The following is a 25,419-nucleotide window of genomic DNA, read 5'->3' as shown; positions in this document are numbered from 1 at the left end:
TCTTGAAGAGTCCACACACCTCACCAAGATCATTCGGTGGCCGTTCCAGTTCCAGCCCCGACCTGCGAGATCACGAAGTGCGGCTGGAGTACTAGAAGTCAAGTTGTCTGCGGCTTCCGATGCTAGGTGACCTTGGGCCACCATGTGCACAGAACGTGAAACTCCGATCGCAGAGGGTTCCGTGCCATGTCCGTGCCCGACAACCAGACCCCCCGCCTCTACGGCTACGGCGTCCGCTTCGACCCCGAGGCCGACCGCTACCGGGTCCGCAACGAGCTCACCGGCGAGTTCCTGCGCCGGCCCGACGGTGAGCTCGCCTTCTTCACCTTCTTCGGTGACGCCTACAGCGCCTGGCGGCAGTTCGAGGTCCACAAGCGCCCTGGGGAGACGTGAGGTGTCCTCCCCGCTCTCCCGCGCCACCGCCAGCCGCCACCGCCACCGCCACCTTCGACGACCGAAAGCGACGACCTCCCCCATGCAGGACCCCCGTCTGCTCGCCAAGCCCCCCGTCTGCCGGCTCGGCTGCCTCGCCCTCGTCCGCAACCAGCGCGGCGACGTCCTCCTCGTCGACCCCGACTACATGGACGGCATGATCCTGCCGGGCGGCTCCTCCCTGCCCAACGAGCCCCCGCACCTGGCCGCCGCCCGCCACGTGCGCGCTGAGACCGGCCTGCACCTGCGCCTGAGCTACCTCCTCGCCGTCGACTTCACCCCCGCCGACCGCTTCCTCCAGCGCCTCAACCTCGTCTTCGACGGCGGCACCGTCCGCGACACCACCCCCCTCACCGTCCCTCCCCGGCACAAGAGCGGCCTGCTCGGCGCCCGCTTCGTCCCCGTCCCCGACCTCCCGCGCGTCATGGCCCCCGCCCAGGCCGCCCGCGTCACCGAGGCCCTCGCCGGCCGCAGCCTGCCCGTCCTCGTCCACGGCCAGCGCGCGCCCGAGCCCGAACCCGAGCACGACCGCACCTTCGACACCCTCGACGGATAGCTCTCACTGAGAGCTAAAATGACCGTATGACCGCGACAGAGCCCACGCTCGACGTCGCCCCGGCGGACGAGCTCGCCACCCTCCTCGCCGGCATCCAGCGCCTGGTGCGCCGCAGACTGCGCCAGACCATGGACGAACCCCGCCTGCGCGGCGCCCAGGCCGAACTGCTGCGCCTGGTCCGGGACAACCCCGGACTGCGGGTCTCGCAAGCCGCCGGGGAACTGTGCCTGGCCGGCAACTCGGTGTCCACCCTCGTCAACCAGCTCGCCGCCCTCGGCCTGCTGCGCCGCGAGAGCGACCCCGCCGACCGCCGGGCCGCCCTCCTGTACGCCACCCCGCAGGCCGTCGAGCGGATCGAGGCCTGGCGCCGGCGCCGCCGCGCCCTGATGAACGACGTCGTCGCCGGCCTGCCGCCCGCCGACCGCGACGCCCTGGACGCCGCCCTGCCCGCGCTGCGCCGGGTCGCCGAGGGCCTGCGCGCCCTGCCCCCACCGGAGGAGCCGTGACCGAAGGAGCCGTGAACGGAGCAGCCGTGACCGAAGGAGCCGTGAACGGGACCGAGGACGCGGTGGTGTGCCGGGGCCTGGAGTACACCTTCGGCCACGGACGCGGCAGGACGACCCGGGCCGTGGACGGCATCGACCTGACCGTGCGCACCGGCGAGGTGTTCGGCCTGCTCGGCCCCAACGGCGCCGGCAAGACCACCACCATCCGCGCGATCACCACCCTGCTGCCGGTCGGCGCCGGCATGGTGCGCGTCTTCGGCCACGACGCCGCCCGCCACCCCATGCAGGTGCGCCGCCTGCTCGGCTACGTCCCCCAGCAGCTGTCCGCCGACTCCGCCCTGACGGGGCGCGAGAACGTCGCCCTGTTCGCCCGCGTCTTCGACGTCCCGCGCGCCGAACGCGCCCCGCGCGTCGCCCAGGCCCTGGCCGCCGTCGGCCTCACCGACGCCGCCGAACGGATGGCCGCCACCTACTCCGGCGGCATGGTGCGCCGCCTCGAACTCGCCCAGGCCCTGGTCAGCGCCCCGCGCCTGCTCGTCCTGGACGAACCCACCATCGGCCTGGACCCGATCGCCCGCACCGGCGTGTGGGAGCGCGTGGACGCCGTACGGGCCGCCACCGGCATGACCGTCCTGGTCACCACCCACTACATGGACGAGGCCGACCGCCACTGCGACCGCATCGCCCTGATGGACCGAGGCCGCATCCGCGCGCTCGGCACCCCCGCCGAACTCAAGGACCTGGTCCGCCGAGCCGCCCCGGACCACGACGCCCCCAGCCTCGACGACGTCTTCCGCCACTTCGCCGGCCGGCAGCTGGCCGACGCCACCGAAGGAGACTTCCGCGATGTCCGCCGAACCCGCCGCACCGCGGGCCGCGTCGGCTGAACCCGCCCCCGCAGCCCCCGACTTCCCCCTGCTGCTGGTGCCCCCGCGCGCCCGCACCGGCTGGCGCCTGGTGCCCGCGCGCATCGGCGCGATGTGCGTGGTCGAACTCCAGAAGCTGCGCCACGACCGCACCGAGCTGTACACCCGGGCCGTGCAGCCCGCGCTGTGGCTGCTGATCTTCGGCGAGACCTTCACCCGGCTCAAGGCCATCCCCACCGGCGGCATCCCGTACCTGGACTACCTGGCGCCCGGCATCATCGCCCAGTCCGCGATGTTCATCGCGATCTTCTACGGCATCATGATCATCTGGGAGCGGGACTCCGGGGTCCTCACCAAACTGCTGGTCACCCCGACCCCGCGCGCGGCCCTGGTCACCGGCAAGGCGTTCGCCGCCGGGGTCAAGGCCGTCCTCCAGGCGGTGGTGGTGGTACTGATCGCCGCCGTGCTCGGCGTCGCGCTCACCTGGAACCCGCTGCGGCTGCTCGGAGTGGCGGCCGTGGTGGTGCTGGGCTCGGCGTTCTTCTCCTGCCTGTCGATGGCCATCGCCGGCATCGTGCTCACCCGCGACCGCCTGATGGGCATCGGCCAGGCGATCACCATGCCGCTGTTCTTCGGCTCCAACGCCCTCTACCCGGTGGACCTGATGCCCGGCTGGCTCCAGGCCGTCAGCCGCGCCAACCCGCTCAGCTACCAGGTCGACGCGCTGCGCGGCCTGCTCATCGGCACGCCCTCCCACCTGCCGCTGGACTTCGCCGTCCTCGCCCTCGCCGCCCTGGCCGGCATCGGCGCGGCCTCCGCGCTGCTGGGACGCCTGGCCCGCTGACCGGGCCCCGCGCCAAGAACGGACCGAAGTCCACCCGCGTACGCCAGTACACACCGGTCACGTACGCTCTTCGGCATGACGACAGCCCCGACCGGCCGCCGGGAACGGCGCAAACGCGAGACCCGCGACCGCATCCTCGCCGCCGCCGTCGACCTGATCGCCGAACGCGGCTACGAGGCCACCACCTACGACCTCGTCGCCGAACACGCCGACCTCGGACGCCAGACCGTCTTCAACCACTTCCCCCGCAAGGACGACCTCGCCTGCGCCTGGGTCCAGGACCGCCGCGACCGCCTCGACGCCCTCGCCGCCGACAAGACCGCCGACGGCCCGCCGCTGCGCCGCCTGCGGGCGGTGTTCGAGGCCATGGCCGACTTCGACGACCGTGAGCGCGCCGTCGCCCGCGAGCTGTACGCCGCCGGCGTCCTGGTGCGCGGCTTCCTGCCCGGCGCGCCCCCGCCGCCCGCCCTCGCCGCCCTGCTGGCGCTCGCCCGCGACGCCGGCGAACTCGACGCCGGCCTCGACCCGGCGCCGGCCGCCGAGATCCTCTTCGACACCTACATCGGGACCCTGCAGCGCTGGCTGGAATCCGACGGCGCCTTCCCCCTCGCCCAGGCACTGAACGCCAAGGCGGACCTGGTCGTCCGGGGCTTCGCCGCCGGCGCGGCGAACGACCGCCCGTAACCCCCGGCCCGCCGTTCACACCGCGCCCGTCCGCCGCCGCCGCCACCGCCCGGGCCCGAGGACCGGGCGAGGACGCGCGGCACAGGCGTCGGGCGAGCCCGCTCCGCTGCCCTCCCCTCCCGAAAAGGCCCGGAAAAAGGGGGGTGCGCGCGCGGAGCCGGGCGCCGGCCGGGCTCCGCGCGCGCAGGGGGAGGGGGTCAGGCGGCCTGCCGGCCGGCGATGCCGGTGACCAGCTGGGCACGGATACGGGCGGGGACCTCGGGCGCGAAACGGGCCAGGAAATGGCCCAGGTGGGTCTCGTCACCACTGAGGAACGGCAGGTCGAAGACCAGCAGCTTGCGCACCGCGAGCAGCGGGACCGGGGCGCGCAGCGGCCTGAAGGAGTGGTTCCACAGCCCCGGCTCCTCGCAGACCGGGTGGAACTGGCCGATCATCAGGCCCTGTTCGACGAACTCGTCCTTCGCCTTGCGCTGGAGCTCGTCCAGCACGGTGGAGTCCTCGCGGTCCAGCTGCGGCAGCACCAGCAGGACGGTGAGCAGCTCGCGGTCGGACTCCTGGTCCAGGCCCGCGAGCAGCGCGTCGTAGTGGGTGCGCAGTTCGGCGACCAGGGCGGGCAGGTCCCCTCCGGGGGAGGAGTCCGGGCCGTCGGCGAGGGCGATGTGGAACAGGCCGCGGCGCAGCGAGGGCTGGGTGTAGGGGCAGACCGGACCGCTGCGCCCGAGGTCGGGGTGGGCGGTGGTGAGGAAGGCGCGGGCCCAGGCGAGGGTCTCGGCGGCCTCGGGGTGGCCGGCGGCGTGGCCGGCGTCGATGTGCTCGGCGCTGTAGAGGCGCAGCGCCGCGGCGGTGGTGGCGGGGGCGGTCATCGGGGGCCTCGCCAGGCGGGGGCCAGGCGGGGTCCGCCGCCGGGCAGGGCGATGGCCGCGCCGAAGGGGGTGAAGCCGTGGGCGGCGGCCAGGCGGGCGCCGGCCGGGGAGCTGGTCTCGGTGTAGGCGGCCTGGCCGGCGGTGTCGACCTCGGCGCGGAAGGCGTGGGCCAGGGCGTGGCCGGTGAGGGTGCGGCGGGCGCCGGGGTGGACGCCGACGAAGGCGAGGTAGTGGTGGGGGCGGTGGCGGGGGTGGCGCTGGGCCTGGAGGCGGGTGATGGCGGCCAGGCGGCCGGCTTCCAGGGGGTGGGTGGGGGCCTCGATCGCCTCGGCGAGGGCGTCGTCGTCGGTGCCGTCGCCGTGCTCGGGGCCTTCCCAGGAGCCGGACGGCAGGAACAGCAGGGCCCCCAGCGGTTCGCCGGCCAGGCCGCCGCCGCTACCGCCGTCGCCGTCGCCGTCGTCGTTCGTGGCGCGGTGGGCGACGAGGACGCCCCGGCGCTCCAGGCAGTGGTCGACGTGGAAGCGGAAGAAGGCGGGCATCACCCGGGCCCGGTGGCCGGGGTCGGGGAAGGCCCAGTGCATCAGGGCGTCGTCGGCGAAGGCCGCGGCGAGCACGGCGGCGATCGCGTCCTCCTCCCCGGGGCGCCCCGGGCGCACGAGCGGCCGCGCGGCGGTCGGCGAGGCGCTCGGCGAGGCGGGCGGTGACGCGGGTGGCGAGGCGGTGCCCGCGCCGGTGGCGGGCAGGGCGGTGGCGGTGGTCAACGTGCACTCTCCTCGGGCAGGTCGGCGGACGAGGGGGTGAAGGACGGGGCGGACACGGCGGCGGGCGCGGCGGGCGCGGCGGACGGGGCAGCGGCGCCGGGCACAGCGCCGGCGGGCACAGCGCCGGCCGCCTCGGGCAGCGAGACGGCACGCGCGGCCAGGGCCGCGACCCGCGCGTGCAGCGGCTCCACCCACCCCTCCGCCTCCGGCTTGATCAGCACACTGCGCAGCACCCGCGCCCCGCCCGCATCCGCGCGCACCCCCGGGTGGCGGCGGGCGAAGTCGGCGGCGTCCACCCGCAGCACGCTCAGGTACACCGGATCCGCCTCGTCGGCCATGCCCTGACGCAGCACGAACTGGCCGGCCGCGTCGATCGCCGACAGCGAAGGCGGGCCGGCCACGGCCGGAAACGACGTCACGATGTCCAGCTGAGGACGCTGATAGAGCGTCAACTCCTCACTGGAATCGATGAGTTCGGACCACGCCAGGGCGGCGCGACGGCTCGCGGCCAACCCCGCGCCCAGACCCTGCGAGCTCAACGGCAACAGCTGAAGCGTCAGCCACAGCGCGGCGGCCGAGGCCCCGGCCCGCGAGCACTCCAGGCTGATCTCCCCCAGGTGCAGCTCGGCGTCCGTGAAATAGGTGTACGGGGAGTCGTGGGCGAAGTGACGCCCGATGCCCGGGTCCGCGAACAGCACCGCCCCACAGCCGTAAGGCTGCAGACCGTGCTTGTGCGGATCGACCGTCACCGAGTCACAGCCGGCGATCGCCAGCCACGGCGCACGCTCCACCCCCAACGAGGCGGCCAGCGCCTCATCCGAGGCCAGCAGCGCGAAGAACCCGCCGTAGGCCGCGTCCACGTGCACCCGCACCCCGTGACGGCGCGCCAGCGCCACCACCTCGTGCACCGGGTCCACCGCACCCAGCCCGGTCGTCCCGCAGGTGACCACCACCGTGCCCACCCGCCCGGTGCGCAGCACCTCCTCCAGCGCGCCGACGTCCATCCGTCCCTCGGCGTCCGCCGCCACCGCGTGACCCTCGATCCCCAGCACGTGGCACATCCGGCTGTGGGTGTAGTGGGCCTGCGCGCTGTAGGCCACCCCCAGCCCCGGGTGGCTCTGACGCGCCACGTACAGCGCCTCCAGATTGGCGATGGTGCCGCTGCTGGTCAGATGGCCCACATGCGCCGGCAGCCCGAACATCGCGGCCAGCTGCGCCACGCACTCGCGTTCCATCTCGTTGGTGGCCGGCCCGCCCTCGTAGGCGTGGTTGTTGGGGTTGAAACGCATCGCCGCCAGATAGCCCACCATGGCCGCAGGGTGCGGAGGCTTGACCATCTGCCCGGCGTAACGCGGATGGAAGAACGGGTAGTTGTGCTCCAGGCGCTTGGCGAAGCGCTCGAACGCGACGGCGAAGTCCGCCTCGTCCACCAGGTGCGAGGGGTGCGGCTCCAGCGGCCCGAACCGCTCGCCCCACCGCTCGGCGACCTCGGCCGCCCTCCCCAGCCAGTACCGCAGGTCCACGCTCCGGCCCTTCCCGTCGGGTCGTTGACGAATCGATCGTCGAAGAATCGAGATCCTCGGCGAGGGCGGCGACGCGCGGGTGAGCAGCACGCCGGGCCCCTGGCGAGTACGAGCGTTCACCGCGTGCCGAGCGCCCTTCGAGCGAGCCTCGACCGCGTCTGGATCCCACGGTGACCCGCGTGCGCAAGACGCCCGCAACACCCGCAGCTCACCCCCCGCCCGGCCCGCGACTCACCCCCGGCCCCACCCGGCCGGCCCCGGCGCGGCCCCGCCCGCCCCATCCGCACCCCAGCCCGCCGCTAGCCGCCGCTGCTGCAATTCACCCCCGGACAAGGCCGCCACCGACCCCACCGGGACACGGGGCCGCCCCCACCCGCCCGGACCGAGGCCGGGCAGCACACACGCGGAAGGAACGACGCGATGGTGACCAGACGCAGGATGATCGGCGCCGCCCTGGCGACCGGGGGAGGAGTCCTGCTCGCCCGCACCGCGCTGCGCCCGGCCGCCTCCGCCGAGGCCCAGACCGACGCCGCCCACGCCCACCCGGCGGGCGCCGTCGCCGACCCCGGCCCGGACGCGGGCCCCGCGCTGGCGCCGAAGTTCACCACCGCGCTGCCGCTGCCCCCGGTCCTCGCCCCGGTCTCCACCGAAGGCGGCGCCGACACCTACGCGATGACCATGCTGCGCTCCTACGCCCGGATCCTGCCCGGGCGCCGCACCGAGGTCCTCACCTACAACGGCGCCTTCCCCGGCCCGGTCATCCGCGCCCGCTCCGGGCGGCCGGTGATCGTGCGCCAGACCAACCTGCTGGACGACCCGGTCTCCGTCCACCTGCACGGCAGCGCCGTCCCGGTGGACAGCGACGGCGGCCCGATGAACCTGCTGAACGCCGGCGCCACCCGCACCTACACCTACCCCAACGACCAGAGCCACGCGAGCCTGTGGTTCCACGACCACGCCCACCACCTGGAGTCCGAGCACGTCTACCGGGGCCTGGCCGGCAGCTACCTGCTCACCGACGCCACCGAGGAGTCGCTGCCGCTGCCCTCGGGCCGCTACGACCTGCCCATCGCCCTGCGCGACGCCCGCTTCGACCAGGCCGGCAACCTCGTCTACCGGATGGACGACGCCGAAGGGCGCGCCACGATCCTGGCCAACGGCCGCCCCTGGCCCAAGGTCGACGTCGCCGCCCGCCGCTACCGCATCCGCCTGCTCAACTCCTCCAACCTGCGCTTCTTCTCCCTGCGCCTGGCCGACGGCGGCCCGATCACCCAGATCGGCTCCGACGGCGGCCTGCTGGAACGCCCCCACACCACCGACACCGTCGACCTCTCACCCGGCGAGCGCGCCGACGTCGTCATCGACTTCTCCCGCTACCGCCCCGGCACGGGCGTCGTGCTCACCAACTCCATGCCGCCCGGCCCCGCCGAACACATCGGCCAGGTGCTGCGCTTCGACGTCTCACGCCCCGCCCCCGACCCCTCGGCGGTCCCCGACCGGCTGCGCACCCTGCCGGCGCTGGGCCCGGTGGCGCGCGAGCGCACCGTGGTGCTGAAGGTCGAGGAGGGCGGGGCGGGCCTGGCCCCGCGCGGGCTGATCGACGGCCGGGCGTACGACCCGGGGCGGGTGGACGCCCGGGTGGCGTTCGGCACCTCGGAGATCTGGACGGTGGTGAACGCCAACACCGACATCCCGCACAACTTCCACCTGCACCTGGTGCAGTTCCGCGTCCTGTCGCGCAACGGCGCGCCCCCCGGGCCGGGGGAGGCGGGGCTGAAGGACACGGTGCGGCTGATGCCCGGTGAGAGCGTGCGCCTGCAGGCCGCGTTCGACTCCTACCGGGGCCGCTACCCGTACCACTGCCACCTGCTGGACCACTCGGCGATGGGGATGATGGCGCAGCTGGAGATCACCTGACCCGCCCCCCGGGGCCCCCGCGGGGCCGGCCGCCGGTGCGGCGGCCGGCCCGGCCGGCGGGTGTCAGGAGGCGTGGATGCCCTGGCCCGGGGTGAGGATGCCCGCCGGGTCCCAGCGCCGCTTGGCGCGCGCCACCTGGTCCCACCGGCCGCCGTAGTGGCGCCGCCAGTCGGCCTGGGTGAGGCCGGGCACCGCGCCGATCGGGTAGCGCTTGCCGCCGAGCGCCACCGCCCGCTCGTACAGGCGCCGGTTGCGCTCCAGCATCGCGGCGGTGTCGGAGCCCGGGCCGGGGAAGGCCAGCATGTCGAAGTGCCAGCCCACCTCCTGCTCCGGCAGCACCGCCAGCGGCGCCTTCACCGCGGAGCGCTTGTACGGGTAGAACAGCAGCAGTCCCGCGCCCACGTCGGCGCCGGTCAGCACCCGGGCGGCCTCCGCCATGAAGGTGCGCACCGTGGAGGCGGGCAGGAACAGGCTCAGCCACGGCTTGGGCAGGTCCCAGAAGCCCGCCGCGCGCAGGTAGCCGGCGAAGCCGTCGACCCGGTAGGCGTACTCGCGCCAGCTCTGCTCGACGACCTCGGTGCTTGCCGGGTTCAGTCCGGCCAGCAGCGCGGCCCGGTCCACCGGCTGTCCGGCGTCGCGCAGCGCCACCAGTTCGGCCTTGTAGAGCCAGCGGGTGTCGTCGGCGCTGCGCGTGACGTCGCCGACCTGGTAGTCGAAGCGGCGCCCGGCGAGCACCTTCTGCTGGTCGGCGAGGTAGGTGTCCAGGTCGTCGTAGTGGAGGGAGAAGACGTGGGCGCGTTCGCGGACCTTCACCAGGGCGAGGGTCGCGCGCACGATGACGGCGACCTGTCCGCCGCCGGCCAGCACCGCCTCGAACAGCTCCCGGTTGCGGGTGGGGGAGGCGGTCACCAGCTCGCCGGTGCCGGTCACCACGTCCAGTTCCAGCACGTTGTCGACCTGCATGCCGTAGCGCTGCACGCCGCCGCCGATGCCGCCGACGCTCAGCGTGCCGCCCACCGACAGGTGCAGGTAGTCGGGGAGCACCGGCGGCACCCAGCCCTGGGCCAGGCCCGCCTCCGTCACCTGGGCCCAGGTCGTGCCGGCGCCGACCACCGCGCGCCCGGCCCGGACCGAGACGACGCCGGAAAGGCCCCGGGCGTCGATGGCGATGCCGCCGCGGGGGTTGGCCTGGCCGTAGCTGGAGTGCGACTCCAGGCCGGTGGCGCCGAACTGGGCGAGGTCGCCGCTCTGGCCGTTGACGGCCACCGGGATGCGGTGGCGGCGGGCGAAGGCCACCAGCCGCTGCACGTCGCGCGCCGAGCCGGGGCGCAGCACCGCGCGGGGGGCGGCGGTGACGAGGTGCCCGAAGTCGGAGGAGAAGCGTTCCAGGCCGGCGCCCTGGAGGGTCATCGCGCCGTCGAGTGCGGGCAGTTCGGCGACGTCGGGGCCGGGCTCGGTGGCCCAGGCGGCGGTGGCGGTGTTCCAGCCGGTGACGGCCGTGAGGGCGCCGGTGCCGCCGGCGGCGAGGAGGGTGCGGCGCGACAGTCCTGGACTGCTCATCTGAGGGTGCTCCGATCGGTCGTCAAATAGGGATTGTTGTACCGCAACCATCGGGTGATCACCTACTGGCCCGTACCCTCCGGTTGCCGCCGCAGTTCGGCGGCGCGGTGCCGCACGCCGTCGACGAACCCCGCCAGGTACGGGCGGGGGTCGTCGGTCATCCAGGCGGTGGCCGCCGCGGCCTCCTCCAGCAGGGCCAGCCGGGCCAGGGGCAGGTCGGCCACCAGCGGGGAGTTGCTCTCCCTCAGCAGCGTGTGGACGAGTTTCTCGGCGTACACCCGCGGGTTGACCGCGAACAGCGTCCGGTACACCCACAGGGCGTCCTGGCCGTCCAGGATCCAGTAGTCGTTCATCATCAGCCGCACCCGTGCCTTCAGCACCAGGTCCTCGTGCGCGGTCATGTGCCCGTCACCCTTCGTCGTGTGCCGTGCTCCCGCCCCAGGGCAGCACGCCGCGCACGCCGGCCGCCCCGGGCAGGGCGGCCGGCGCGGGACGCCGGGGTGGGATGCGCACGAGTCTGCGGGCGGTGCGGGGGGCGCGGCAAGGCGGAAGAAGGGTGTGCTGCGTCCTACCGAACCCCTTGTCCGGGCTGGCAGGATGGGGGTCGGCACCCTGCGCCCGGGCCCGCCGGGGGCGGTGGGCGGCCCGGGTCTAGCCTGGTGGGCATGTTCGTACTGGAGCTGACGTACACCGCCGACCTGGAACGCGTCGAAGCCGTGCTGCCGCAGCACATGGCGTGGCTGGAGCGGCACTACGCGGACGGCACCTTCCTCGCCTCGGGGCGCAAGGTGCCGCGCGACGGCGGGGTGATCCTCGCGGCGGGCGGGGACCGGGCCGCCGTCGAGGCGCTGGTGGCCGAAGACCCGTTCGTGCGGGCCGGGTTGACCGAGTACCGGGTGACGGAGTTCCTCGCCACCACCACCGCGCCCGCGCTCGCCCCCTACCGGCAGCGGCTGCCCGCCTGAGGCCGTGCCCGAGGCCGTGCCCGAGGCCTTGTCCGAGGCCTTCGGCAACGTCCGTCCGAAGTCCGTCCTAAGTCCGTCCTAAGCCCGGCTGAAGGCTGTCCTTCCCGCCGTCCGCGGCGCCCCGGGTCGCCGAAGCGGTTCGGGGCGCCGTCGTGTTCTGGCTACGATCGGTGAGCACGGGCAGGGACGCAGCGCGGGTCACCCACTCGCGCATCACCGACCTTCGGCGGGAGAAGACGGATGGCACACGCACGGGCCGGGCAGCCGGCGCAGCCCGGTGATCTGGTGGACGTGGCGCGGCTGGTGACGGCGTACTACGCGCTCAACCCGGATCCGCAGGAGCCCGGGCAGCGGGTCGCGTTCGGGACCTCGGGGCACCGCGGGTCCTCGCTGGACGCCGCCTTCAACGAGGACCACATCGCCGCGACCACCCAGGCGATCTGCGAGTACCGGGCCGAACAGGGCGTGGCGGGCCCGGTGTTCCTGGGTGCCGACACCCACGCCCTGTCCGAGCCGGCCAAGGCCACCGCCCTGGAGGTGCTGGCCGCCAACGGCGTCCACGTCCTGGTCGACGCCGCCGACGGCTACACCCCCACCCCGGCGGTCTCGCACGCGATCCTCGCCCACAACCGGCGCAGCCCCCGGGCGCTGGCCGACGGCATCGTCATCACCCCCTCGCACAACCCCCCGCGCGACGGCGGCTTCAAGTACAACCCGCCCAGCGGCGGCCCGGCCGGCTCGCAGGCCACCGGCTGGATCCAGGACCGGGCCAACGAGCTGATCCGCGAGGGCATGCGCGGCGTCAAGAAGGTCCCCTACGCGCGGGCGCTGGCCGCCGCCACCACCGGGCGCCACGACTACCTCACCGCCTACGTCGAGGACCTGCCCTTCGTGCTGGACCTGGACGCGGTGCGCGGGGCGGGCCTGCGCATCGGCGCCGACCCGCTGGGCGGCGCCTCGGTCGCCTACTGGGAGCGCATCGCCGACACCCACCGCCTGGACCTGACCGTCGTCAACCCGGTGACCGACCCGACCTGGCGGTTCATGACCCTCGACTGGGACGGCAGGATCCGCATGGACTGCTCCTCCCCGGCGGCGATGGCCTCCCTCATCGGCCGCAAGGACGAGTACGCGATCGCCACCGGCAACGACGCCGACGCCGACCGCCACGGCATCGTCACCCCCGACGGCGGGCTGATGAACCCCAACCACTACCTCGCCGTCGCCGTCGACTACCTCTACCGCCACCGCGCCGACTGGCCCGGTGACGCGGGCGTCGGCAAGACCCTCGTCTCCTCCTCCATGCTCGACCGCGTCGCCGCCGACCTCGGCCGCACCCTGGTCGAGGTCCCGGTCGGCTTCAAGTGGTTCGTCGACGGCCTGCTGGAGGGCTCGATCGGCTTCGGCGGCGAGGAGAGCGCCGGCGCCTCGTTCCTGCGCCGCGACGGCGGCGTGTGGACCACCGACAAGGACGGCATCCTGCTCGCCCTGCTCGCCTCCGAGATCACCGCCGTCACCGGCGCCACCCCCAGCGCCCACTACCGCGCGCTCACCGAGCGTCACGGCGCCCCGTCCTACGCCCGGGTGGACGCCCCCGCCGACCGCGAGCAGAAGGCCCGTCTGGCGCGGCTGTCCCCGGAACGCGTGGGGGCCGGGGAGATCGCCGGGGAGAAGATCACCGCCGTCCTCGCCAGCGCCCCCGGCAACGGCGCCCGGATCGGCGGCATCAAGGTCTGCACCGAGAACGCCTGGTTCGCCGCCCGCCCCTCGGGCACCGAGGACGTGTACAAGATCTACGCCGAGTCCTTCCACGGTGACGAGCACCTCGCCCGCGTCCAGGACGAGGCCCGCGCGCTGGTCGGCGAGGTCCTGCGCGGCTGAGCCGCCGCGGCCGCGTCACCGCGCCCGCGCCGCCGCCCCGCTCCGGTTCCTGTGCCGGGCCGGGGCGGCGGCGCCCCCGTCTCAGGACCGGGCGGGCTCCTGCGTCCGCGGCCGGGCCGGCGGCCCGGCGGGGGAGTGCGCGCGCTCGTCGCGGGTGGTGGCCGCCGACAGCGCGCACGCCGCCAGTGCCAGCGCCGCCGCCGCGAACGGGAACCACCGCCCGCCCAGCACCGAGATCGCCGCCGACCCCGCCACGCCGCCGGCCGCCGTGCCCAGGTACAGCGCGCTGCTGTTCAGCGAGATCAGCAGCGGCGCGTTCGGCGGATCGACCGACGCCAGCCGGTGCGGCAGCGCCACCGACACCGCCCACCCCGCCAGCGGCAGCACCGCCGCGTACGCCAGCGCCCCCGGCATGCTCAGCCCCAGCCACGGCAGCGCGGCGAACGCGGCCGCGGCCACCGCCGAGCCGGCCAGCAGCACCCGCCGCACCCCCGCGCGGTCCACCAGGCGCCCGCCCAGCCAGCTGCCGGCCACCGACATCACGCCGCTGACCGCCAGGATGACGCTCAGCCGGTCGGCGTCGCCGCCGGTGGCGCCCGCCACGGCGGTGGCCAGGTAGATGTAGACGCTCTGGAAGGCGAGGAAGAACACCAGCGTGGTGGCCGCCGCCCCCAGCACCCGGCCGCGGCGCAGCGGCGCCAGGCGGGCTTTCAGCGTCGGGGCGGCGACGGGGGCGGGCAGGCCGCGCAGCAGCAGGGCCAGGCCCGCGAGGGCGGCCAGGCCGAGCGCGGTGACCAGCCACATCGTCATCCGCCAGTCGGAGCGTCCCACCCAGGTGCCCAGCGGCACGCCGAGCGCGGTGGCCACCGTCATCCCGCCCAGCACCGTCGCGAGCGCGCGGCCGCGCCGCTCGGGGGCGACCAGGGTGGTGGCCACCGCGTTGGCGGTGGGCGTGTAGAGGGCGGCGCCGGCCGCCGCGAGGACCCGGGTGGCCAGCAGCAGTTCGTAGGTGGGAGCGAGCGCGCTGAGCGCGTTGGCCGCGCTGAACACGGCGAGCGCGGTCAGCAGCAGGCGCCGGCGCGGCCAGCGGGCGGTGAGGGTGGCCAGCACCGGGGCCAGCAGCGCGTAGCCGAGCGCGAAGACGGTGACCAGCTGGCCGGCGGCGGGCACCGACACCCCCAGGTCGGCGGAGATCGGGCCGAGGATGCCGGCGACGACCATCGAATCGGTGCCCATGGCGAAGGTGCCGAGGGCGAGCAGGAGCAGACGTACGGGCACGGGAGAGCCCCCCGGGGCGCAACGGAACGGACTGTTGGACCAGCATCCAACAGTTTTACGTTCGTCAAACATTCGAGGACGGGTGGATGATTGTCAAACCATTCATTCCCCGTCCCAGACCCTGGACCCCGGACCCCGAGGAGCGCGAGCCATGAGCGAGGACGAGCGGCTTCCCCAGCCCGCCACCGCCGACATCGACCTCGTCACGCTCCTGCACGCCCTCGGCGACCCCGTCCGGATGACCCTGCTGCTCAGCTACGCCGACGGCCGGGAGCACTCCTGCGGCCCGCGCGACCTGGGCCTGGACCACCTCCACAAGTCGACCGTCTCCCACCACATGCGGGTCCTGCGCGAGGCCGGCGTCACCACCACCCGCGTCGCCGGCCGCAACCGCTTCGTCAGCCTGCGCCGCACCGACCTCGACGCCCGCTTCCCCGGCCTGCTCGACGCCCTGCTCGCCGCCGCCACCGCAACGCCCCTGCGGCAGAAGGCGGTCGGACCCTAGGGGAGAACGGCCCCCGGCTGCCGCCGGGGGAGTAGGCCTGCGGTCGCACGACGGCACGGGCCGCTCCTGCCGCCGGTGGACGCGCCCGGGCGGGCCGGATCGGCACGGTGGACGCGCACGCCCACCCGTGGGCCGACCCACCCGAGGAGCCGCGACCGTGACCACACCCCAGCCCCGCCGCCCGCTCACCCGCCGAGGCGTCCTCGGCGCGTTCGCCCTGGGCGCCGCCGGCGCCGCCGCAGCCGTCGTGGGCGCCGCACCGGCCCGCGCCGACACCGCCCCCGCGCCCGCCCGCGCCGACGCCGCCCCCACCGGCGACGGCGCCCCGCCCCCCCACCAGAGACCGCCCCCCCCCCCCCCAGACCCCCCCCCCCGGACCCCCCCCCGCCACCCGACCCCCCCCCCCCCCCCCCCCCCGGCGCCGGCCCCCGGCCGCCGCACCTGAGACTGCCCGCCCCCACCGGAGACCACCCCGTCGGCACCGCCCAGCTCCTCCTGACCGACCCCGCCCGCACCGACGCCTGGGCCCCCACACCCCGCCCCCGCGAACTGCGCGCCCGCCTCTGGTACCCCGCCGCCCCCGGCGCCCGCGGCCCCCACGAACCCTGGATGAGCCCCGCCGAGACCGCCCACCTCCAAGCCGCCTACTTCAACGTCCCCGACGCCCGCCTCACCTGGCCCACCACCCACGCCCGCCCCGGCGCACCCGCCGACCGCACCCGCCGCCACCCCGTCGTCCTCAACTCCCACGGCTCCGGCGCCGACAGCTCCTTCAACACCGCCCTCGCCGAGGAACTCGCCTCCCACGGCCACGTCGTCGCCGCCCTCGACCACACCTTCGACGCCGGCGAAGTCGAATTCCCCGGCCACCGCCTGGAAGTACGCGAAAAAGCCCGCGTCCAGGCCATGACCGACGCCGAGATCGTCGCCTACCGCGCCGCCGACACCCGCCTGCTCCTCGACCGCCTCCACCAAGGACCCCTGCCCGCCGGCCTCGACGACGCCCTCGACCTCGACGCCGTCGGCATGTTCGGCCACTCCATGGGCGGCGCCACCACCGCCCAGGCCCTCCACGACGACCCCCGCATCCTCGCCGGCGCCGTCCTGGACGGCCCCCTGTTCGGCACCAGCGCCACCGCCGACCAGACCCGCCCCCTGCTGCTGATGGCCTCCGCCTGGGACAGCCCCGCCCGCGACACCATGTGGGACACCCTGTGGCCGCACCTGACCGGCTGGCGCCGCCGCCTGACCCTCACCCGCTCCGGCCACCTGTCCTACTGCGACCTGCAACTGCTCGTCCCCCAAGGCCAGCCCGCCTTCGCCTGGCCCGCCGACCAGCTCGAACACTTCCTGGGCACCGGCGACCCCCACCGCGCCGTCGCCGCCCAACGCGCCTACCTCACCGCCTACTTCGACCTCCACCTGCGCGCCATCCCCACCACCCTGCTCGACGCCCCCTCACCCCACTGGCCCGAGATCCGCTTCGACGCCTGACACCCGCCGCCGACCACACCCTCTTCGACCACACCGGCTCCCAACGCGCCGGCATCCTCGCCCACCTGCACCACCCCGGCCCGCTGCGCCGCCTCCCCGGCCCACGGGCCGCGGCGGGCCGGTCAGGTGTCGAGGCCGAAGAGGGTGCGGCAGGCGTCGCCCAGACCGGTGACGGTGACCGGGGTGCGGGCGTGCTCGGCCCAGGACTCGGGGGTCAGGCGCAGGCGCCGGGAGACGACGACCCCGCCGTCGAGGACGTCGCGGGAGACGCCGTCGTCGCGGTAGCCGAGCCTGCGGGAGACGGCCAGGGAGGAGTGGTTGTCGGTGAAGGACAGCGAGGTCGCCGACCGCGTGCCCAGCTCCGCGAAGGCCAGGTGGAGCATCGCGGCGCGCATCTCGGTGCCCAGGCCCTTGCCCTGGTGCTCCAGACCGAGCCACGAACCGGAGACGATCTCGCGCCGGACCCCGTACTGCCGGGCGCGCATGTCCTGGACGCCCACCGGGCGCCCCTCGTGGAAGGCCACCAGGTCCAGCGCCCAGTCCTGCGCCGTCCAGCGGCCCAGCCGCGCCCAGTGCGACTGCACGACGTGCCGGGCGCGTTCGGCGGGCGGCAGCTCGCCCCAGGGCGTCAGGAAGGGCCGCTCCTGCGGCGGGTGGACGCCGCGGGCGGCGACGTCGGCCACCTCGGCGAGTTCGTCCTCGGTGGGCAGGCGCAGTTCCAGGCGGGGCGAGGTCACGCGCAGTCCCCGCAGGGGCCAGTGGTCGGTGATCATCGACCCAGTGTGCCGAGCGCCCGCGCCGGACGCATCGTCATTTCTCCTGCGCCCCGGGGCGATCCGGGCCTCAGGGCGCCCAGGGCCTCAGGGTGCCCGGGGCCTCAGGGGGACCGGCTTCAGGGCGCCCAGGGCAGCCGCAGCGCCTCGATCCCGGCGTCCTCCAGCAGCGCCTCGACCAGGGCGGGCGGTCCGGCGACCTTGGTGGCCCACAGGTCGTAGTCGGTGCACAGGACCCAGGAGCGGTCCTCGGCCCAGAGGTTGGACGGACTGAAGTGGGTCCGCGGGTTGTCGTACAGGAGCCCGGCGTCGCCCAGGCGCCCGGCCCGCACGTGCGCGGTGGTGTAGTCGGCGTCCCGGCCGAGCGTCAGCGGACTGTAGTAGGCCAGGCAGCGGGTGTCCGCTCCCGCCGGGCTGTGGGCGAGGAGCAGGCCCGTCAGCCGCTCCCACGTCCCGCGGTCCAGGCTGCCCTCGGTGGGCGGCACGATGCCGACCGGCCAGCTCCCCTCCTTCCTGACGGAGGGGAAGCAGTGGTGGGACGGCAGCCGCCCCTCGGGCACGACCGACTCGCCGCCGCGCCCGGCGAGTTCCGCCCAGCGCAGCCGCCGCCAGCCCGGGCCGGGGTGCTCGGCGCGGCCCAGACCGCCGCCCGTGACGACCAGGCCCGCCGCGTCGAGGTCGATGCCCGCCACGACGTCGGGCGCCACGCTCCCGTCGGCCAGGCCCGCCTGCCGCTCCTCGTGGTACGACACCCGGCCCGGCCCCGACTCGTGCTCGTACATGGCGTTGAGCACCCAGGCCGCGTCGGGGGACGGCGGCGGCATGAACCCGGTCAGGCCCTCCCCGCACAGCTCCCGCAGCCAGTCGGCGGCGGTGGACGGCGCGAGCGGCCACGCGCCCGACAGCGGATTCGGTTCCTCGCTCATGCGTTCATGGTCCCAGAGGGAGGTGGCCGCGCCGTCAGCACCCGTCAGCGCCCGTCAGCGCCCGTCAGCGCCCGTCAGCGTCCGGCGGTGCCCGGCCGGTCGAGGGCCGCGACCTCGCGCACCGCGTCGGCGACGGCGCGGAAGTCCTTCTTCAGGATGGTGTCGTGGTCGCTGGCGACCTTCGCGCTGAGCCGGATGTGCGGATTGCGCGCGGTCACCGCCGGCACCGCCGCGCGGATCAGCTCCTGCTCGTCGCCCTTGCTGCCCAGCGAGGCCCCCGAGGCCAGCACGTACCGGGTCGGCACGGTGATGGCGTCCAGCACCGGGCCCAGCGCGCGGGCGCCGCCGATCCGGCCCAGCTCGATGTTGCACTCCGACATCTGCCGGTGGCCCATCCGCGGCGTCAGCCCGGTGGGGCGCAGCAGCACCATGAGCGGGTACCACAGCCGGAACTGCCGGCGGATGCGCCGCTCCAGGTCGTCGGTGAGCCAGTCGTACGGCTCGGCACCCTCCACCAGGACCGCGCCGACGGCGCGGCGCGGGTTGCGCGAGGCCCAGTGCGCGGCGACGAACGCCCCGTAGGACCAGCCGACCAGCAGCGCCCGATCCACGCCGCGCGCGGCGAGGACGGCGTCGACGTCCCGCACGGCGGCCTCGAAGGAGTAGTCCGCGGAGCGCTTCGACCGGCGGCCGCGGGCCCGCTCGTCATAGGTGATGTGCCGCAGGGACGGCCCGAGTTCGGCCAGCACCCGGCGCCAGTAGCCCTGGGTGGCGAACTGGCCGTTGAGGTAGACCACCGGCAGGCCGGGGCCGCCGGTGTCGGTGACGGCGAGGGCGGTGTCGTCCACCGCCACCAGGCCGGTCCACGTGCTCGGGCGGGTGGCGGGTGCGGTGTGGTGCGTCATGTCTTCCCCCTGGATGTCTGCGGGCGCGCGCTGCGCCGGGGTCAGAGGCTGCGGGCGGTGATGTCGCCCCGGGAGGTGGCGGCGCGGACGTCGGGCGCGGTGGTGCCGTCGTCGCGCGGAGAGCCGTCGACGGGGCCGTGCCCGGTCGGTATTTCCGGCATTGGAAACGCTACGTTGCTTTCAAGATCCTGACAATGTACTCGTTGCATCAAAATGGCATTGCCGCAGGCAGACAGCGGGAAACTGTTGCAACGGGCATGCCCATCAACGCAACGACGGGTGCCGCGATCATTGCAATGGTCGGAAGGTGAACGCTAAGGTGGGCCCGACGGCCGGGAACCACCCGCCCGCCCACCGCCGCCGCCGCCGAGGAGGACGCGATGCCGGGAGGCAGGCTCACCCAGCACGAACGCCGCCAGATCGCGCTCGGCCTGGCCGACGACCTGCCCTACGCCGAGATCGCCCGCCGCCTGGAACGCCCCACCTCCACCGTCACCCGCGAGGTCATGCGCAACGGCGGCCCCGTCGCCTACCGCGCCGACCTCGCCCACCACGCCACCGAACACCGCGCCCGCCGCCGCCGTGCCGCCGCCCCCTCCTCCGCCGGGACCCAGGCCGGCCCGCAGCCCCACGGACGCGACAGCGAGGCCGTCGCCGCCTACGAGGAACGCCTCACCACCGTCCTCATGGCATCCGGCCTCAACCGGATGGCGGCCCGCGTGATCACCTGTCTGTCCACCACCGACACGGGCAGCCTCACCGCCGCCGAACTCGCCGGGCGCCTCCAGGTCAGCCCCGCCTCCATCTCCAAGGCCATCGCCTTCCTGGAGAGCCAGAGCCTGGTGCGCCGCGAACGCGACGAACGCCGCCGCGACCGCTACATCGTCGACGGCGAGCTCTACTACCAGTCCGTCATCGCCAGCGCCCGCGCCAACGACCGGGTCGTCGAAGCCGCCCGCGAGGGCGTCGCCGTCCTCGGCCCCGGCACCCCGGCCGCCGTGCGCCTGGAGAACATCGCCCGCTTCCTCGACCACATCAGCGAGAGCATCGTCCACGCCGCCGACCAGGCCCGCGACGTCCTCCACGCCCGACCGGAGGCGAGCACGGGGGAGTAGGAAGTCGGCCGGTCCGACTTCCCACTCCCGGCTCTTCGGAGGTCAGGGCACCCGGTGCCCGGCGGCCTTCCCGATCGTCCGCGTGTCCACCGGCGGCGCCGGCACCTTCCTGTGTGATCTGCGCGAGAAGTCGACCAGGCCGACTTCTCGCGCAGGCTGGTTCAGGCGTTGGGGAGTTCGCCGGATTTGATGGCGGTGATGAAGGCCGTCCATGCGTCGGTGGGGAAGGCGAGCGCCGGCCCGCTGGGGTCCTTGGAGTCGCGGACGGGGATGATGCCGCTGTTGAGGAACGCGACCTCGACGCAGGCGGATTGCGCGTTGCTGCGGCTGGACTTGAACCACGCAGCTTCTGTCAGGTCAACCGTTTCCATAACTTCCTGCCACTTTGGAGATCAGTTGCTTCGACGCCTGCTCATGGAGTGCGGACAGGTTGCGTGAGAAGTCGGTGGGGTCGATTAATCGCGCAGTGGTGGTCAGGTGTTGGGGAGTTCGCCGGTTTTGATGGCGGTGATGAAGGCCGTCCATGCGTCGGTGGGGAAGGCCAGAGCGGGGCCGTGGGGGTCCTTGGAGTCCCGAACGGCCATGCCTCCAGCACTGACAACGGCCCCGGCTTCTACGCAGTCGTTCGCCTGTGCGCTGTAGCTGCTCTTACGCCAGCCTCGGGTGGAGATCGTCGGCATGGTCATGTGCTCACCCTCCTGTCTTATCTCAGTCGACCGGGTTCAGCGCCGATGAACGCAGGTAGCCGAAGACGATTCCGTAGCCCGTTGAGCTCTGCTTCTTGCTCCAGGTAGTGGTTGCTCGTCAGGGTCTCAAGAAAACACTGCCCCTGGAGTCGACGAATCGGTGAACCCGAAGATCGCGAACGCGCCGCATGCTCCGGCGAGGGCGTCGGAACCTTCCTGTGTGATCTGCGCGAGAAGTCGGCGGGGTCGACTTCTCGCGCAGTGGTGGTCAGGTGTTGGGGAGTTCGCCGGATTTGATGGCGGTGATGAAGGCCGTCCACGCGCCGGCGGGGAAGGCGAGTGCCGGCCCGCTGGGGTCCTTGGAGTCGCGGACGGGGATGATGCCGCTGGTGAGGAACGCGACCTCAACACACGCGGACTGTCCGTTGCTGCGGGTGGACTTGAACCACACCGCTCCTGTCGGATCAACCGTGTTCATAGTTTCCTGCCACTTCGGAGATCAGCTGCTTCGACGCCTGTTCACGGAGTGCGGACAGGTTGCGCGAGAAGTCGACCAGGCCGACTTCTCGCGCAGGCTGGTTCAGGCGTTGGGGAGTTCGCCGGTCTTGATGGCGGTGATGAAAGCCGCCCAGGCGGTGTCCGGAAAGACGAGCGCGGCGCCGTCGGGGTCCTTGGAGTCCCGGACGGCGATTCCACCAGCGGTGACATGCCCAGTTTCCACGCACTCGCTTGCCTGTGCGCTGTAGCTGCTCTTACGCCAGCCCCGGGTGGAGATCTCCGGCATCGTCATATGCCCATCTTCTTCCTGATCTCGTACTCACGTCTCTGCTGAGATGGTCGTGATCATATCCAGGGACTCGGAGGGGTTCAGAGCCGATGACCGGAGGTACTCGAAGGTGAGTCCATAGCCATCGAGCTCCGCCTCGCGCTCCAGGTAGTACCCGTTCGTCAGCGTCTCCACGAACACCGCTCCCGGGGCAGGAGAGTCGCTGAACCCGTACATCACGAAGGCGCCGCACGCCCCGGCGGTTGCCCCGAGTTCGAGCGGTACGACCTGGAGCGTCACGTTGGGAAGCTGCGCTGCGTCCCGGAGATAGCTCAGCTGCGCCTGGCGCACGTCCACACCACCAACCGGGCACCGAAGCGCCGGTTCCCAGATGATCGCCCAGAACCGAGCGGGATCCGACTTGGTCAGAATGCCCTTGCGCTCCATCCGCATCTTGACCAGCTGGTCGGTCCGTTCCGGCCGGACAGCGGCAGGATTCGCCTGGAGCAGGGCGCGGGCGTAGTCCTCGGTCTGCAAGAGGCCTGGCACGACCAGGGGTTGCCAGGTTCGGATGTACCGGGCGTCGCCCTCAAGGCCGAGGAAGTCGGCGTGGGCAGGTGGAATGGTGTCGCCGTAGTCGTGCCACCAACCGCGCTTCTTGCTTTCGCGAGCGAGCGTTTCGAGGGCATCTCTGTCTCGCGGTTCGGTCACCCCGTAGAGGTCCAGCAGGATGCCGAGGTCCAAGCGTCGGATCCCGACAGCGGCGGTCTCTATGCGGCTGATCTTCGCGCGCGAGCACTTGAGGGCACCTGCGGCGTCGTCCGTGGTCTTGCTCGCCGATTCCCGGAGTCGGCGGAGCTCCGACCCCAGACGACGGCCGCGCACGGTCGGCCTCGATTCGTCGGTCACGGTCTTCCCTTCTTGAGCCTGTCCCAGTCTGCCTTGTGACGATGCATCGGATCCAGGCTAGCTATTTCTGCATCGATGCAGAAATGCCAGTTGCGGGCAGTATCGATGTAGGTGCATGCTACTCCTCGTAGTGCAATGCGCCACACAGCGTGATCCTGGCGGATCTTCGCTCGGGCATTCCCATGCCTCTCGCCGCTCTTCGGATCGCGATCCTTCCCATGACTCCCGGAGGGGCCCTGCCATGCCTGAAATGCCGGAGAAGCCGTCCACCCCCGCGAGCGAGAGCTCGTGGTGGCTGCCCAAGCGCCACGAGTCCGCCGGCGTCGCCCGGCGTGTGCTCCGCGCCTTCCTCGCCGGTCGCCCCGGCGGCGAACGGTTCCTCGACACCGGCGAGTTGGTGCTCGGCGAACTCGTCGCCAACTCCGTGATCCACGCCAAGACCCCGCCGGGCCGCCTCATCCTCGTCCGGCTCGACCTGCGCCCCGACTCCCTGCGCATCGAGGTGCACGACGCCGACGGCAGCCGGCCCTGCGCCCCGCGCTCCACCGCCGAGTTCGCGGAGACCGGGCGCGGACTCCTCCTCGTCTCCCGCCTCGCCTCCGACTGGGGCTGCCGCCCCCGCGCGAGCGGCATCGGCAAAGCGATGTGGGCGCTCATCGGAACGGGAGACCCGAAGTGACCGTCGAACTCCCCTTCCCCATCAAGGCCGAGATCAAGGGCGTCACGAAGGCCGCCACCTTCACCCGCCTCGCCGACGCCCTCGACGCCATCCGCGCCAGCATCGCCAGGCTCCCGCTGGACGACGACCAGGCCGACTACCTCGCCGAGTTCTTCAGCGAGGACTCCGCCCCTCGAATCGCCGACCAGCTGGTCGAGTTCGGCGCGGTGCGCGCGATGGCCTACATCGGCATCGAGACCGCCCACCCCATCTACCTGCGCGTGACGAACCCCGAATGACCGGCCCCGCGGGCATGGTGCCAGGGAGTGGGAAGTCGGCCGGTCCGACTTCCCACTCCCTGGCCCTCGGGGTCAGGCCGCCCGGCGCGCGGCGGACTTCTCGATCGTCCGGATCCGCCGCCACGTGTACACCCACGCGTCGACGTCCCGCACCCCGCACAGCTGCAGGAAGTGCCGCACCTTCTCCAGCTGCGGGAGCGTCGAGGCGTTGAGCATGTCGGAGATCGTGCTGCGCGCCAGGACCTTGCCGTAGGTCGTCGGTTCCTGGTGGTTCAGCTGAAGGCTGCGCTCCTCCAGCCGGCGCAGTGACGGCTCGCCGGCCCAGATCCTGACGTCCTCCAGGCCCGCGACGAACTCCTCCGCGGTGGAGAGCATCACGGGGTCGGGCTCTCCCGCGGCGGGGAGCGAGGCGTGCCAGTCGGCGACGGGCGGCCTCTCGGCGGTTCGCTGCCTGCGGGTACGGGATTTCGTCGTCACGTCCCGGTGGAGGAGCAGCGCGCGCTGGCGGGCGCGATCGCTCACGTTCATCGTCTTCAGCAGTTCCTTCAGCTTCACCTCCGTGAGCAGAAGGCGCCCTCGGAAGACGTCGCGCAGGATGCCGGGGTCCATGCCGACCCCGCGCGCGAGCTCTTCCACGGACAATGCCGAGGACTGATGGTGTTTCTGCAGCTCGGACGCGAGATCCTCGCGTGCGCTCATCGCCGCCGTCCCAGCGAGCCGGAGGCCTCGGCCGCGGCGGTGACGATGACGGTCACCAGCGCCTCGACGGCGTACCCGAGGACGATCAGGGCGATCACGCCGGCCAGGGCGACCGCGAGGAAGGCCGCGGACAGCGCGGCGCGACGAGGGCCGGAGCCTTCGGCGGGCGGCGGCGTGCGCCGCACCGCGCATCGGAATTCGAGCAGCACAGTGTGAACCCCTTCTGATGTGAACCCTCAACCCGGACTCGGGGATTGCCGTCCCCTGGGCCACCCGGCGGGTGGCTGGGCCCGATCATGCGCGGGCCGCAACGGCCCACGCAAGTGCCCTCGACGGGTTCGATATGCGGCAATCAACCGCCGGTGAAAGAGACTTGACAGATCTTCGGGACGGGTTCGGACGCCGCCGCCACACCCCGGGCACTCGCGCGTCCGAAGTCGTCCGAAGTCGTCCGGGGCCGTCCGGGCACTCGCGGCCGTCGTGTGGGAACCAGGCCGACCCGGCACGGCCCGGCGTCCGGACGTGTCCGAAGTCGTCCAATCGGCTGAGGCGAACCCCCGGCGGCTGCCACAGTGCAGCCCGAGAGCCCTTCCCCTCAACCCGGACGGTCTCCCCGGGCGGAGTGCTGTTGCCGCAGCCCTGCCGTGACGCGGATCACATCGAGGAAGGCCCGCCCCCGTACAGGGACGGACCTTCCTCGGCCGTTGCCCCGCCGGAGGCGGGCCGGGCCGTAACCCGGAGCGGGGGCGGCTCGCTGGGCCCCGCAGGTCGAGTGGAGCGGCCGGGGGCGGCACATCCGCCCCCGGCCCGGACGGAGGGGACGGTCATGACCGACACCGACACCAAGGCGGGCACCCCGGTGCGCGGGGGCAGTGCGGACTCCGCGGCGGACCGGGTGGCCGACTTCTACCTCTGATCTTGGCCAGTGCTCCGCCCTTCAGGGCGGGGGTGAAGGCCATCCTTGGCCCGGAGGCGCGGAGCGCCGGAGTTCGCTGCGCCTCGGGGTAACGATCAGACGGGTCGCTTCTGGTTCTCGATGTACTGCTTG

The 25,419-nt window shown here is 73.5% G+C and carries 30 protein-coding genes; 14 read left to right on the top strand and 16 right to left on the bottom strand.

What is annotated here, in order from left to right:
- Positions 1-186: 186 nt before the first annotated feature.
- The 6 genes from ACFRAR_RS34140 to ACFRAR_RS34115 all read left to right on the top strand — a co-directional run bounded on the left by ACFRAR_RS34140 (position 187) and on the right by ACFRAR_RS34115 (position 3,888).
- Positions 187-393, top strand: a complete 207-nt coding sequence (locus ACFRAR_RS34140) for a hypothetical protein (protein ID WP_380703429.1) — start codon at positions 187-189, stop codon at positions 391-393.
- Between the two features lie 82 nt (positions 394-475).
- Positions 476-988 carry an NUDIX domain-containing protein gene (locus ACFRAR_RS34135; protein ID WP_380703427.1) on the top strand — a complete coding sequence of 171 codons (513 nt, stop codon included), beginning with the start codon at positions 476-478 and terminating at the stop codon, positions 986-988.
- A 26-nt stretch (positions 989-1,014) separates the two neighbouring features.
- Positions 1,015-1,494, top strand: a complete 480-nt coding sequence (locus ACFRAR_RS34130) for a MarR family winged helix-turn-helix transcriptional regulator (RefSeq protein ID WP_380703425.1) — start codon at positions 1,015-1,017, stop codon at positions 1,492-1,494.
- A gap of 26 nt (positions 1,495-1,520) precedes the next feature.
- A complete protein-coding gene (locus ACFRAR_RS34125; RefSeq protein ID WP_380703423.1) occupies positions 1,521-2,381 on the top strand; it encodes an ATP-binding cassette domain-containing protein in 861 nt (286 codons plus the stop codon).
- A complete protein-coding gene (locus tag ACFRAR_RS34120) occupies positions 2,341-3,204 on the top strand; it encodes an ABC transporter permease (protein WP_380703421.1) in 864 nt (287 codons plus the stop codon). Before ACFRAR_RS34125 ends, ACFRAR_RS34120 begins: the two co-directional genes overlap by 41 nt.
- 75 nt (positions 3,205-3,279) lie before the next feature.
- Positions 3,280-3,888 (top strand): TetR/AcrR family transcriptional regulator, encoded by a 609-nt coding sequence (locus tag ACFRAR_RS34115; protein WP_380703419.1) that lies wholly within the window; start codon positions 3,280-3,282, stop codon positions 3,886-3,888.
- Positions 3,889-4,085: 197 nt separating this feature from the next.
- Here the strand turns inward: ACFRAR_RS34115 and ACFRAR_RS34110 are convergent, their stop codons facing one another.
- Genes ACFRAR_RS34110 through ACFRAR_RS34100 form a run of 3 tightly spaced genes read right to left on the bottom strand, consistent with a single transcriptional unit; the run spans position 4,086 to position 7,035 of the window.
- Positions 4,086-4,751, bottom strand: coding sequence for a DUF6875 domain-containing protein (locus ACFRAR_RS34110; RefSeq protein WP_380703417.1), 666 nt, complete (start codon positions 4,749-4,751; stop codon positions 4,086-4,088).
- Positions 4,748-5,512: a hypothetical protein gene (locus ACFRAR_RS34105; protein WP_380703415.1), complete on the bottom strand. Its 765-nt coding sequence runs from the start codon at positions 5,510-5,512 to the stop codon at positions 4,748-4,750. The genes ACFRAR_RS34110 and ACFRAR_RS34105 overlap by 4 nt, the downstream gene beginning before the upstream one ends.
- On the bottom strand, positions 5,509-7,035 hold the full coding sequence (locus tag ACFRAR_RS34100; protein ID WP_380703413.1) for a pyridoxal phosphate-dependent decarboxylase family protein: 1,527 nt from the start codon (positions 7,033-7,035) through the stop codon (positions 5,509-5,511). The genes ACFRAR_RS34105 and ACFRAR_RS34100 overlap by 4 nt, the downstream gene beginning before the upstream one ends.
- Positions 7,036-7,455: 420 nt before the next feature.
- Here ACFRAR_RS34100 and ACFRAR_RS34095 point away from each other — a divergent pair, with 420 nt between their 5' ends.
- Complete coding sequence (locus ACFRAR_RS34095) at positions 7,456-8,952, top strand: multicopper oxidase family protein (RefSeq protein ID WP_380703411.1); 1,497 nt, start codon at positions 7,456-7,458, stop codon at positions 8,950-8,952.
- A 63-nt stretch (positions 8,953-9,015) separates the two neighbouring features.
- On the opposite strand, the gene ACFRAR_RS34090 is transcribed toward ACFRAR_RS34095, so the two are convergent.
- Together ACFRAR_RS34090 and ACFRAR_RS34085 are read right to left on the bottom strand one after the other, a co-directional pair.
- Positions 9,016-10,512, bottom strand: a complete 1,497-nt coding sequence (locus tag ACFRAR_RS34090) for an FAD-binding protein (protein WP_380703409.1) — start codon at positions 10,510-10,512, stop codon at positions 9,016-9,018.
- 62 nt (positions 10,513-10,574) lie between these two features.
- Positions 10,575-10,913: a hypothetical protein gene (locus tag ACFRAR_RS34085; RefSeq protein WP_380703407.1), complete on the bottom strand. Its 339-nt coding sequence runs from the start codon at positions 10,911-10,913 to the stop codon at positions 10,575-10,577.
- Between the two features lie 264 nt (positions 10,914-11,177).
- Between ACFRAR_RS34085 and ACFRAR_RS34080 the strand changes: the two genes are divergently transcribed.
- Complete coding sequence (locus tag ACFRAR_RS34080; protein WP_380703405.1) at positions 11,178-11,477, top strand: YciI family protein; 300 nt, start codon at positions 11,178-11,180, stop codon at positions 11,475-11,477.
- A gap of 240 nt (positions 11,478-11,717) precedes the next feature.
- The gene (gene pgm, locus ACFRAR_RS34075; RefSeq protein WP_380703403.1) at positions 11,718-13,358 is read left to right on the top strand and encodes a phosphoglucomutase (alpha-D-glucose-1,6-bisphosphate-dependent); all 1,641 of its coding nucleotides are present in this window, start codon (positions 11,718-11,720) and stop codon (positions 13,356-13,358) included.
- Positions 13,359-13,439: 81 nt separating this feature from the next.
- Here pgm and ACFRAR_RS34070 read toward each other — a convergent pair whose 3' ends face one another.
- Positions 13,440-14,636, bottom strand: a complete 1,197-nt coding sequence (locus ACFRAR_RS34070; RefSeq protein ID WP_380703400.1) for an MFS transporter — start codon at positions 14,634-14,636, stop codon at positions 13,440-13,442.
- A 151-nt stretch (positions 14,637-14,787) separates the two neighbouring features.
- Here ACFRAR_RS34070 and ACFRAR_RS34065 point away from each other — a divergent pair, with 151 nt between their 5' ends.
- Together ACFRAR_RS34065 and ACFRAR_RS34060 are read left to right on the top strand one after the other, a co-directional pair.
- A complete protein-coding gene (locus tag ACFRAR_RS34065; RefSeq protein WP_380703398.1) occupies positions 14,788-15,141 on the top strand; it encodes an ArsR/SmtB family transcription factor in 354 nt (117 codons plus the stop codon).
- A 75-nt stretch (positions 15,142-15,216) separates the two neighbouring features.
- Positions 15,217-16,635, top strand: a complete 1,419-nt coding sequence (locus tag ACFRAR_RS34060; RefSeq protein WP_380703396.1) for an alpha/beta hydrolase family protein — start codon at positions 15,217-15,219, stop codon at positions 16,633-16,635.
- A gap of 122 nt (positions 16,636-16,757) precedes the next feature.
- Here ACFRAR_RS34060 and ACFRAR_RS34055 read toward each other — a convergent pair whose 3' ends face one another.
- The 3 genes from ACFRAR_RS34055 to ACFRAR_RS34045 form a co-directional block, all read right to left on the bottom strand.
- Entirely contained in the window at positions 16,758-17,408 is a 651-nt protein-coding gene (locus ACFRAR_RS34055; RefSeq protein ID WP_380703394.1) for a GNAT family N-acetyltransferase, read from the bottom strand.
- A 119-nt stretch (positions 17,409-17,527) separates the two neighbouring features.
- Complete coding sequence (locus ACFRAR_RS34050) at positions 17,528-18,334, bottom strand: hypothetical protein (RefSeq protein ID WP_380703392.1); 807 nt, start codon at positions 18,332-18,334, stop codon at positions 17,528-17,530.
- A 74-nt stretch (positions 18,335-18,408) separates the two neighbouring features.
- Entirely contained in the window at positions 18,409-19,239 is an 831-nt protein-coding gene (locus ACFRAR_RS34045) for an alpha/beta fold hydrolase (protein WP_380703390.1), read from the bottom strand.
- Between the two features lie 380 nt (positions 19,240-19,619).
- On the opposite strand from ACFRAR_RS34045, the gene ACFRAR_RS34040 reads away from it, so the two are divergent.
- Entirely contained in the window at positions 19,620-20,354 is a 735-nt protein-coding gene (locus tag ACFRAR_RS34040; protein ID WP_380703388.1) for a helix-turn-helix domain-containing protein, read from the top strand.
- Positions 20,355-20,515: 161 nt separating this feature from the next.
- Here ACFRAR_RS34040 and ACFRAR_RS34035 read toward each other — a convergent pair whose 3' ends face one another.
- From ACFRAR_RS34035 to ACFRAR_RS34015, 5 genes are all read right to left on the bottom strand, one after another.
- A complete protein-coding gene (locus ACFRAR_RS34035; protein ID WP_380703386.1) occupies positions 20,516-20,725 on the bottom strand; it encodes a DUF397 domain-containing protein in 210 nt (69 codons plus the stop codon).
- A gap of 102 nt (positions 20,726-20,827) precedes the next feature.
- The gene (locus ACFRAR_RS34030; protein WP_380703384.1) at positions 20,828-21,040 is read right to left on the bottom strand and encodes a DUF397 domain-containing protein; all 213 of its coding nucleotides are present in this window, start codon (positions 21,038-21,040) and stop codon (positions 20,828-20,830) included.
- A 268-nt stretch (positions 21,041-21,308) separates the two neighbouring features.
- On the bottom strand, positions 21,309-21,518 hold the full coding sequence (locus ACFRAR_RS34025) for a DUF397 domain-containing protein (protein WP_380703382.1): 210 nt from the start codon (positions 21,516-21,518) through the stop codon (positions 21,309-21,311).
- A 102-nt stretch (positions 21,519-21,620) separates the two neighbouring features.
- A complete protein-coding gene (locus ACFRAR_RS34020; RefSeq protein ID WP_380703380.1) occupies positions 21,621-21,830 on the bottom strand; it encodes a DUF397 domain-containing protein in 210 nt (69 codons plus the stop codon).
- Between the two features lie 27 nt (positions 21,831-21,857).
- Positions 21,858-22,715 carry a helix-turn-helix domain-containing protein gene (locus ACFRAR_RS34015; RefSeq protein WP_380703378.1) on the bottom strand — a complete coding sequence of 286 codons (858 nt, stop codon included), beginning with the start codon at positions 22,713-22,715 and terminating at the stop codon, positions 21,858-21,860.
- Positions 22,716-22,956: 241 nt separating this feature from the next.
- Here ACFRAR_RS34015 and ACFRAR_RS34010 point away from each other — a divergent pair, with 241 nt between their 5' ends.
- Together ACFRAR_RS34010 and ACFRAR_RS34005 are read left to right on the top strand one after the other, a co-directional pair.
- Complete coding sequence (locus ACFRAR_RS34010; protein WP_380703376.1) at positions 22,957-23,394, top strand: ATP-binding protein; 438 nt, start codon at positions 22,957-22,959, stop codon at positions 23,392-23,394.
- Entirely contained in the window at positions 23,391-23,672 is a 282-nt protein-coding gene (locus tag ACFRAR_RS34005; protein ID WP_380703374.1) for a hypothetical protein, read from the top strand. The genes ACFRAR_RS34010 and ACFRAR_RS34005 overlap by 4 nt, the downstream gene beginning before the upstream one ends.
- Positions 23,673-23,744: 72 nt before the next feature.
- Here ACFRAR_RS34005 and ACFRAR_RS34000 read toward each other — a convergent pair whose 3' ends face one another.
- On the bottom strand, positions 23,745-24,371 hold the full coding sequence (locus tag ACFRAR_RS34000; RefSeq protein WP_380703372.1) for a multiprotein-bridging factor 1 family protein: 627 nt from the start codon (positions 24,369-24,371) through the stop codon (positions 23,745-23,747).
- The gene (locus ACFRAR_RS33995; protein WP_380703370.1) at positions 24,368-24,580 is read right to left on the bottom strand and encodes a hypothetical protein; all 213 of its coding nucleotides are present in this window, start codon (positions 24,578-24,580) and stop codon (positions 24,368-24,370) included. Before ACFRAR_RS33995 ends, ACFRAR_RS34000 begins: the two co-directional genes overlap by 4 nt.
- Positions 24,581-25,419 lie beyond the last annotated feature (839 nt).

Origin of the sequence: Kitasatospora sp. NPDC056651 (genome assembly GCF_042792155.1) — a bacterium.
Taxonomy (GTDB): Bacteria; Actinomycetota; Actinomycetes; order Streptomycetales; family Streptomycetaceae; genus Kitasatospora.
Note: the sequence above shows the minus strand (reverse complement) of the source record. Positions and strands in the feature narration are given on the sequence as shown.

Bases quoted from the DNA above. Each gene is read 5' to 3' on its own strand.
- ACFRAR_RS34140 (WP_380703429.1), top strand. From the start codon at position 187: ATGTCCGTGCCCGACAACCAGACCCCCCGCCTCTACGGCTACGGCGTC.
- ACFRAR_RS34135 (WP_380703427.1), top strand. From the start codon at position 476: ATGCAGGACCCCCGTCTGCTCGCCAAGCCCCCCGTCTGCCGGCTCGGC.
- ACFRAR_RS34130 (WP_380703425.1), top strand. From the start codon at position 1,015: ATGACCGCGACAGAGCCCACGCTCGACGTCGCCCCGGCGGACGAGCTC.
- ACFRAR_RS34120 (WP_380703421.1), top strand. From the start codon at position 2,341: ATGTCCGCCGAACCCGCCGCACCGCGGGCCGCGTCGGCTGAACCCGCC.
- ACFRAR_RS34115 (WP_380703419.1), top strand. From the start codon at position 3,280: ATGACGACAGCCCCGACCGGCCGCCGGGAACGGCGCAAACGCGAGACC.
- ACFRAR_RS34110 (WP_380703417.1), bottom strand. From the start codon at position 4,751: ATGACCGCCCCCGCCACCACCGCCGCGGCGCTGCGCCTCTACAGCGCC.
- ACFRAR_RS34095 (WP_380703411.1), top strand. From the start codon at position 7,456: ATGGTGACCAGACGCAGGATGATCGGCGCCGCCCTGGCGACCGGGGGA.
- ACFRAR_RS34090 (WP_380703409.1), bottom strand. From the start codon at position 10,512: ATGAGCAGTCCAGGACTGTCGCGCCGCACCCTCCTCGCCGCCGGCGGC.
- ACFRAR_RS34085 (WP_380703407.1), bottom strand. From the start codon at position 10,913: ATGACCGCGCACGAGGACCTGGTGCTGAAGGCACGGGTGCGGCTGATG.
- ACFRAR_RS34080 (WP_380703405.1), top strand. From the start codon at position 11,178: ATGTTCGTACTGGAGCTGACGTACACCGCCGACCTGGAACGCGTCGAA.
- pgm (WP_380703403.1), top strand. From the start codon at position 11,718: ATGGCACACGCACGGGCCGGGCAGCCGGCGCAGCCCGGTGATCTGGTG.
- ACFRAR_RS34065 (WP_380703398.1), top strand. From the start codon at position 14,788: ATGAGCGAGGACGAGCGGCTTCCCCAGCCCGCCACCGCCGACATCGAC.
- ACFRAR_RS34055 (WP_380703394.1), bottom strand. From the start codon at position 17,408: ATGATCACCGACCACTGGCCCCTGCGGGGACTGCGCGTGACCTCGCCC.
- ACFRAR_RS34050 (WP_380703392.1), bottom strand. From the start codon at position 18,334: ATGAGCGAGGAACCGAATCCGCTGTCGGGCGCGTGGCCGCTCGCGCCG.
- ACFRAR_RS34045 (WP_380703390.1), bottom strand. From the start codon at position 19,239: ATGACGCACCACACCGCACCCGCCACCCGCCCGAGCACGTGGACCGGC.
- ACFRAR_RS34040 (WP_380703388.1), top strand. From the start codon at position 19,620: ATGCCGGGAGGCAGGCTCACCCAGCACGAACGCCGCCAGATCGCGCTC.
- ACFRAR_RS34035 (WP_380703386.1), bottom strand. From the start codon at position 20,725: ATGGAAACGGTTGACCTGACAGAAGCTGCGTGGTTCAAGTCCAGCCGC.
- ACFRAR_RS34030 (WP_380703384.1), bottom strand. From the start codon at position 21,040: ATGACCATGCCGACGATCTCCACCCGAGGCTGGCGTAAGAGCAGCTAC.
- ACFRAR_RS34025 (WP_380703382.1), bottom strand. From the start codon at position 21,518: ATGAACACGGTTGATCCGACAGGAGCGGTGTGGTTCAAGTCCACCCGC.
- ACFRAR_RS34020 (WP_380703380.1), bottom strand. From the start codon at position 21,830: ATGACGATGCCGGAGATCTCCACCCGGGGCTGGCGTAAGAGCAGCTAC.
- ACFRAR_RS34010 (WP_380703376.1), top strand. From the start codon at position 22,957: ATGCCTGAAATGCCGGAGAAGCCGTCCACCCCCGCGAGCGAGAGCTCG.
- ACFRAR_RS34000 (WP_380703372.1), bottom strand. From the start codon at position 24,371: ATGAGCGCACGCGAGGATCTCGCGTCCGAGCTGCAGAAACACCATCAG.